Annotated in this window: 7 protein-coding genes and 1 pseudogene; all 8 read right to left on the minus strand. The window is 34.9% G+C overall.

The window, feature by feature from the left end:
- Positions 1-128 precede the first annotated feature (128 nt).
- Positions 129-734, minus strand: coding sequence for an ABC-2 transporter permease (locus ASE01S_RS03160; RefSeq protein ID WP_067838165.1), 606 nt, complete (start codon positions 732-734; stop codon positions 129-131).
- A complete protein-coding gene (locus ASE01S_RS03165; protein WP_067838168.1) occupies positions 718-1,593 on the minus strand; it encodes an ABC transporter ATP-binding protein in 876 nt (291 codons plus the stop codon). The genes ASE01S_RS03160 and ASE01S_RS03165 overlap by 17 nt, the downstream gene beginning before the upstream one ends.
- 5 nt (positions 1,594-1,598) lie before the next feature.
- Positions 1,599-1,970, minus strand: coding sequence for a GntR family transcriptional regulator (locus ASE01S_RS03170; protein ID WP_067838171.1), 372 nt, complete (start codon positions 1,968-1,970; stop codon positions 1,599-1,601).
- Between the two features lie 1,375 nt (positions 1,971-3,345).
- Entirely contained in the window at positions 3,346-4,353 is a 1,008-nt protein-coding gene (locus tag ASE01S_RS03175; protein WP_067838174.1) for a serine hydrolase domain-containing protein, read from the minus strand.
- 43 nt (positions 4,354-4,396) lie between these two features.
- Entirely contained in the window at positions 4,397-5,023 is a 627-nt protein-coding gene (locus tag ASE01S_RS03180) for a hypothetical protein (RefSeq protein ID WP_245630311.1), read from the minus strand.
- Positions 5,024-5,034: 11 nt separating this feature from the next.
- Positions 5,035-5,433 (minus strand): permease prefix domain 1-containing protein, encoded by a 399-nt coding sequence (locus ASE01S_RS03185; protein ID WP_067838177.1) that lies wholly within the window; start codon positions 5,431-5,433, stop codon positions 5,035-5,037.
- Complete coding sequence (locus ASE01S_RS03190; protein WP_067838180.1) at positions 5,430-5,759, minus strand: PadR family transcriptional regulator; 330 nt, start codon at positions 5,757-5,759, stop codon at positions 5,430-5,432. The genes ASE01S_RS03185 and ASE01S_RS03190 overlap by 4 nt, the downstream gene beginning before the upstream one ends.
- A 1,861-nt stretch (positions 5,760-7,620) precedes the next feature.
- Positions 7,621-7,803, minus strand: a pseudogene (locus tag ASE01S_RS16075) (C45 family autoproteolytic acyltransferase/hydrolase); the annotation flags it as partial.

Raw genomic sequence — 7,803 nt, forward strand, 5'->3', positions numbered from 1 at the left:
CAACCGATATATTTTATCTGAGACATGATCACAGGTTAAGGCGAGCACAGATTGCATTTTAAGCCGTTTATTCCTAAACTTAACCCTTTCTATTTGCTCCTGCACATCTATTATAAATGTTAACACGTTTAAAATACTTTTCGCTGGTAAATAATCGTAGTCACACCCCAAGAAACTGAGTAAATGATAAGAGTCAATACAGCCACTCCCGTGTATAAAGTCGGGACGGATAAACTGACAATAAAGTCATTAATAACGGGTAAGTTCTCTGCAATAAACATGAAAACACTTGGACCTACCCCTGCTAGAATGAGGAAACCAATTAATACAACTGTCGAAATATAGCCTGATTTAAAAATATAAAATAAAGGGAAGGTGAACGAAGCAAACCACAAAAATAATCCGCCACCAATCGCCATATCCGACATCGTAAAAGGTTTATTAAAAGTCACCAATGCTAGACATGTCACTCCAATAGCTAAACCCATATACACGATTGCACCAAGATAGCGTGATGCAATAATTTCCACCCTTGTATAGGGTAGAGAATTTAAAAGAATATTTGTCTCAGCTTTTTCATCATAAGCATACGCATTAAAGGGTATAAGAATACTGGCAACTAGAAAAATCAAAGCTGGATGTTTGTCCATAATGATAAAGAACATAATAATAGGAATAAAAATCAATAGTTGCCATTTCTGTAGAATAAGGTCACGCCTAATTAAATTGAACATGCTGTTTACCACCTTTCATGTAATACATCATATCTTCTAAAGAGGCACGTTCCATAACAACGGAATCACCGAAAGTTTTTTTTACCGCTTCAATATTATCCGTCAATGCTTGAAATCCAGTTGACGTCCGATGAATATGAACGAAGGCTTTTTCCGTGTCTCTATCGAGTAGATCCACTCCACCTTTAACGAGTTGATAGTTTTCAGCTATATCGTGAATAGACTGATTAAACATCATTTCTCCATTGTTTATGAAGGCGATATAATCCGCAATTCGATCTAAATCAGTTGTAATATGTGTGGAGAAGAAAATAGTACGACTGCCATCTAGCATAATTTCTTGTAATAAATCCAGTAGTTCCCGCCTAAAAATAGGGTCCAGTCCTGCTGTTGGTTCATCCATTATAATCAACTCTGCATGATGAGAAAGAGCAATTGCTAATGAGGCCTTCATTTGCATGCCTTTTGAGAAAGTTTTGATTGCTTTATTAAGCGGTAATTCGAATTGTTCAACATATCGGTAAAACACTTTATCGTCCCAGCGTTTATACGCGGGGCCAACGATACGTTTTATATCTTTCAAATTCAACCCCTCATAAAATACATTACCATCGTATACAAATCCGATGCGCTCCTTGATCGCTCTCTCGTGCGTCTGATAATCCAAGCCAAAAAGCTTAACCTTGCCGGCATCCGGCTTTAACAGATTCATCATCATTTTGATTGTCGTCGATTTACCAGCCCCATTAGCACCAATAAATCCTGTCACAAAGCCTCGCCTCACTTGTAAATTGATCGGTTTTAACGAAAAACCTTTAAATTTTTTGGTTACATTTTTTAATTCAACAACATGTTCCATCTTTCTCACTCCTCATACAAAATCTTCAATAATTGCTGTAGTTGATTAAGTGACAGCCCGATCTCCCTGCTATTGGTAATCACCGCACCCAGTTGCTCCTCAATGACTCTTAGCTTCTTTTCCCTAATCACCTCTAAATTTTGCTCCGCAACAAAGGAACCTTTACCAACAATAGAATAGGTAAATCCTGCCTTTTCTAATTCCTCGTAGGCTCGCTTCGTCGTAATCACACTAATTTGTAAATCTTTTGCGAGCTGGCGTATGGAAGGTAAGGCTGCGCCCTCTTTTAGCTCACCTGCGAGAATAAGCGATTTAATCTGATTCGTAATTTGTTCATAAATGGGCTCCTTTGAACTATTCGATATTATGATTTGCATGCCAATCCCTTTTCTTTATTTTTTTGATACGATCATTGATCTAATATCCCGTAAGGCTTGAATTAGTATGACTATTACGTGTATGGCTGTAAATAAAGTGAAACTTCGTTCAGTGGGGGTTTCGACGCATAGGATGTGCTCGTGCAGACGTTGCGACACGACGTCGCGTACTTAGTCAGCTTCCTCTCTCCCCCACTGAACGTTAGTTGAACCAATCGGGCCGTTACTGGCTGTTGGATCTCCCACTTAGACATGACCTGTTCCCTTACTTCTTGAACTGGGATTCTTATAGCCAGTTACACTGCGATAAATTAAAAAACGGAAAGGAATAAAGGGGACTACACTCTGTAAATAGGCTTGATTCCAAAAACCATCTCACGATTCTGGCAAGCAAGTGGCCGCCTGACATTCGAGTATCTCCCTCCCTATCTTCTTTAATCTTTTTACTATACGAAAGCCATTAATCCATTTCGCCTTGACACCTTGCCTAGATTATATCGAGAAAGTTTGATAACTTTCTACTGAAAATCTGTGGCATCCGCCTGAGGTTTTAACTTGATGAAGCCGGTAAACCCCTACTGGATGGAAGTAAATAGGCCATCATCTCACCACTTGTACTGCTGAATGAAGTTAAGGCTTGTTTTACCCTTTCATTAATTACTATAAAAGAGCGAATTAACATCTATTTAACCCCTAACTTGTATAATGTATATATACTATATATACATTATACACACACGTCAGGTTACTTTCAACCACTTTAATTCGATAGCTTGGAAATAAAGATCGATACAGCTTTCCACTTAATATCACTTATCCTAGTGGCCTATGGTTAGTATCTTCGGGTTTTTTCTGCCACGGATGTGAAGCCTTCTACAAATTCTTTAACAATGGTTCATGGCCTCCTCCCCATCTATATAGATATAGCATTTTCCGAAAAGCCAAACTATCGGACAGCGAAAGCCTAACAATTCAATACTATTCAAGAGAAGAGTTCCTCTAAATTTCCTTTTCAGCCAGTCTTAAGACAACTTACAAAAAAACCTCTAGTATCATGACCATGCTTGTTTGCATGATTATGAACTAAAGGTTCTATTTAATACTGCTCTATGCCACTAATGATATTGACGTAAAAAATCCGTACGAGTGTTAACCAAATCAAATCACTGGTATTTGTGCCCAGATTTAATTTGAGCTTCGCTCGATACATTTCCGCTGAAAATCTGTAGCATCCGCCGGAGGCTTTAATTTGATTCAGCCGGAGTTTATTCCTCCTTGAATGGTATCAAATAGGCATTGATCTCTCAGTAAGAGACTTCTGCTGATTGAAGTTAAAATGTCCTTTTTCGTCATCCATTTATATATCTGTTTATCTTTATAGACTTTCTAATAACGAAATCCCTATCTTTTCATCATTTACCCCTAATCTATAATTCGCCAAAACTACGGAGGCAGCCTTCTTTTCTTTATCAATTCCTAGAAATGAACTAAAGCAACCTGTGTCACCACCATGCAAAATAACATTATTGTTTTTCTTTAAAAGCATCCAGCCTAGACCCATATCATACTTCTTTGTCCCATTTCCATGCTTTTTATGACATAAAGTCAAATATGGCTTATCTTGATAAATATTTACTTTTGCATATTTAAGTAAATCTTCCGCAGTTGAACTTATTGCACCTGCAGGAGATATAAGATTGTCCGGGTCCCATATCCAGTTGCCACAATCATTATTTTTTCTGTTATAACCATGTAAATTATTATTTGATGTGCCTAAATAAGTTTCGTTTAGCCCAAGCTCATTATAAATAAAGTCATTCATGGTATCCCAATATCCTCTATTTGATACCACTCCCAACACATATCCAATAAGCGCTGTACCGAAATTTGAATATTTCCATGAATAATCCGCTTCTTTAAATTTATTCTTTTCAATTAGCATCTTCATTTTGTTAAAATCCATAGTTATTGGATTATTCTTTTGCATATCACCACTACCAATCATTACATCTAGAATTAGATTAGAAAATTCCCGTTTATTTAATGGTAGTCTAGTTGGATATCCAGCAGAGTGCGTAGCAAGGCGGAGCAATGTAGGATAATAATCTATTTCGTTAAGTTCTTTGATATATTTTTGAATGGAATCGTTTAATGACAACTTTTTTTCAAATACATATTTTGAAAGTAGAGATGAAGTAAAGGTCTTTGTAATCGACCCAATTTCGTAGCGATATTTTTTGGGTAAATCTAACTCACCGTTTTCACTATAAATTTCTATAACAGAATGATTGTCTTTTAAATAACCAATAGTTAACTTTAAATGTTTTTTTCCTTTACATGTCTTTTTTATTAGTCGTCGGGTTTCGCTACTAATTTCAGACATAAGCATCACTCTCCCTTAGTCTACTTATATTGGTGTCGGGCGACTAAATCTTTCTCTCCCAAAAGTAATACATACTTAAAGGCCACCATAATACAGCAAAAATCGGATAAACCGCCCAAATATTGTTCGAAGAAATCACATTAACGACAATAAAAAATAGGGATAATAGTAGACTTCCATGTACAGATAGCTGAAAATACGATCCTCTCTTAAAATGGTAAAGCATAAGTGGCCACCATAACACAACAAAGGCAGGGAATATTGCCCAAGGATAAGATGGAGATAAATATAAATTTAATAAAACATAATACAGAATAATGCTGCCACTTCCACAGATTGCGACAGACATTGTTTTAGTAGCTTCTCCTAACCATACTAACACGGGCCCGATAACCAGTGGTGCAAGTGGATATAAAACCCAAGGAACATCAGGTGTATTCAACCAGTTGATAATAATTAGAAAAAGCATAATCCCGATACTTGCTATTATCGAAGTCAGTTTAATTTGTTTTTTAAGCAAAAAAATCAAACAGAATTGTAACAGTAAAAGTATATAGCCAGGGTAAATAAACCATAGTTGTTCAGTGCTTGTTAAAAAGTTGATCACAACAAGAAATATAATCGTCATGATACTTCCGGCTACTACAAACCCAACATCGTATTTTTTCACTTTGCTCACTCCTATCTATTTTTCATCCATATGAAATACATCGTTAATGGCCACCACAATACTGCAAACGTTGGATAAACAAACCATATGGCTTGGGGTGTATAATAAAAGTTAATAAAAACAAATAATGCGATGATTAAGAGACTTCCCCAAATCGAATAAGCTAAATTAATTTTAGTCATATCCTTCTTGTCAGATTGTGGTATCTCTAATTCTTCTTTTAAATCCTCAATATCACCAAACTCTACAATGGCTTTATTGATTGCATCTTCTTCATCCTTACCTTGCTCAATTAAATCAATTACTTTTTCTTCGAGGTTTTGCAAAACCTCTTGTAATATTTTTTCCTTTTTTTCTCCTTCCGGAACATCCTTAAATAGTTCATTGACATGTTTATTTAACCTATTCATTTTAATCCCTCCATAAATAAATCGATAATTTCCTTTGTTTCCTTCCATTCTTCCGCCATTTCCTTCAAAAAGGCTTTACCAAGCGAGGTAATTTTATAATATTTTCTTTTTCCTCCTTTTGAAAAAGTTCCATAGTAAGATTCAATGAGTTCTTTCTTCTCAAGTCTCTGAAACACCGCATACAATGTTGCTTCTTTAATTTGAAATCGTTGATCAGTACGGGAACTAATTTCCTTTGATATTTCATAACCATACCTGTCTTCTTCAAAAATTAATCTCAAAACAATAGAATCTAAATGTCCACGAATGATATCACTTCTAATCAATTTGCACTCTCCTGAGTTTAAAGTATTCTATCTGTCAAAGTAATTTTTGAAAAATTTTTTTGAACCTAACAAAAGACTGAACCCGTATTGGATTCAGTCTAGATTTGTATTGATTTTACGATTGAAAAAACGACTAAATTCATATTGAAACTGACCGCTTCCTTTGCCGTTTGGATACCAACTATTTAGCCGAGCAGAGTTACATGTTTATGGTGCAGCGAGAAAAATGGATAGTGGAAACATTAAAAAAGATTGGTGTGATGTCTGCTTAAAGATGTTACAGATGAAGAAACTGTCAAGAAATGTGCAGATAAAATCCTATCTAACGAAGTGAGCATTGCTAGTTATGGCTCATATGAAGATGTTGAGGATGTTTCAATTGGGGAAGCAAAACGCCAATTTGAAGCTAACCTGGTTGGATTGGCTAGGCTTACTCAATTAGTTCTTCCAAGGATGAGAGAACAGCGTTCTAATAAAAACGAAAAGCTAACATTAACTTTCACAAGGTTGTGATGAGATCAGGTTTAACAAAGGCATTTGTTTAGAACAATCAAGAGATAAGAAATCGATTAGAAGGATTCTGAAAGCACCAAAAGGAGGAAAATTCTCCAAAAACCATAAAACTTAATGACGGATGCTAGTAAAGATTCTCTTAACACAGCTAAAAATAACCCAAAAATATAAATCTTGAAGAAGAAAGACAATGTCTAAAGGGGAATTATATAATATATAAGCTATTAATCATTGATGAAACTGGTTAATTACCTATCAACTGATTGGACCAAATAAAAAGTAAAGTACCATGTTAGCAACAAGCGTGAACTTCTAAGCACGGGATGAGGTTTTTCATTGAGCGAAACTGAAAATGCCATTATAGAAAGCTAAATTCTTCAGGCTATAGCAGCTCCTACGATAGTGATTACTGACCATACGATGTTAGACCATTTTGAACGCTTTTGTACTAATTAAAGCACCTCGTTTGTTGAAATCTGTAAAATTATTAACTTTCAGTTAATAAATAAAGCGATAATTAAAAGTAGAGAAAAGAGCAGCATAAGCCCATTTAAAATAGATCCAATTTTATTCAAGAAATGTTTATAGTTGCATAATGATATGCATACACCCACAGTTGATATTATAAACCATAACAAAATGGTTAAAGTTTGCGATAAATCTATGATTTGACTAAAAAAATATAAAATAATAGAAATTAAAAATAAAATGATAGAAATCATATCAATACTCCTATTTACATATTTGCAAAATTACTGCCAAATAATCCCTAAGAGCCTGTTTTAAATTTATTAAAGTAAATAAATGAACTCAATAAGAATTATAAGGCAGTTATTGTTAAACTGAAGATAAAGGTATGCCAAATCTCCAAATTTGGAAGACCTCCTAATTGATTACTACATAGGATTCTTTAAATAATTGCACGTTTACCAATATCATTCCAACAAGTGCACAGTCTTTTAGAGCATCAAAAATATCTAAACGGTTCCATGTTACTCTCATACTTTACTACTCTGATAAGAGAATACTCTTTTTTTCATCAATGTAGAATCGATTCCACTTACAATATCCTTACATTTATGTAAGCTTAATTTTATAATGATTCGGACATTTAAAAATGTAAGAGCTATGATTTTTTAAAGAACGACCAAATACATTAGCTAAGTAAGGGAAGTAAGTGGAATGAATCATTAGGATATCTCTGTAATTTCTAGCAGTTTATTAAGTTTAAATGGAAACTTGGAAATTCGTAAAGTCCTGACTGTACAAAGAAAACTCCAAAACTAAAAATATTGTATAAGCGTATCATCCCACTAATGAACCTCTTAATAACCTCTTGTCTGGGTGATTACGATTCTACTATTCTCCAAAAATCCGTTCCATAGCTTTCACTCTTACCCTGAACAGGAAAGCGCCTCTTTAGGAGAGCCTCACCCACATTTATTTTATATACCGAATTCTGTATAGGAGATCCAAAAGAAAACTCAAGTTTGCGATCAGTGAGGTTAAACAAAACAGAGTGAACAGTTTG

Source organism: Amphibacillus sediminis NBRC 103570 (genome assembly GCF_001552275.1).
Taxonomy (GTDB): Bacteria; Bacillota; Bacilli; order Bacillales; family Amphibacillaceae; genus Amphibacillus_B; species Amphibacillus_B sediminis.

What these genes read in the sequence shown, in the direction of transcription:
- ASE01S_RS03160 (WP_067838165.1), bottom strand. Translation starts at nt 734, where the DNA reads ATGTTCAATTTAATTAGGCGTGACCTTATTCTACAGAAATGGCAACTA.
- ASE01S_RS03165 (WP_067838168.1), bottom strand. Translation starts at nt 1,593, where the DNA reads ATGGAACATGTTGTTGAATTAAAAAATGTAACCAAAAAATTTAAAGGT.
- ASE01S_RS03170 (WP_067838171.1), bottom strand. Translation starts at nt 1,970, where the DNA reads ATGCAAATCATAATATCGAATAGTTCAAAGGAGCCCATTTATGAACAA.
- ASE01S_RS03175 (WP_067838174.1), bottom strand. Translation starts at nt 4,353, where the DNA reads ATGTCTGAAATTAGTAGCGAAACCCGACGACTAATAAAAAAGACATGT.
- ASE01S_RS03185 (WP_067838177.1), bottom strand. Translation starts at nt 5,433, where the DNA reads ATGAATAGGTTAAATAAACATGTCAATGAACTATTTAAGGATGTTCCG.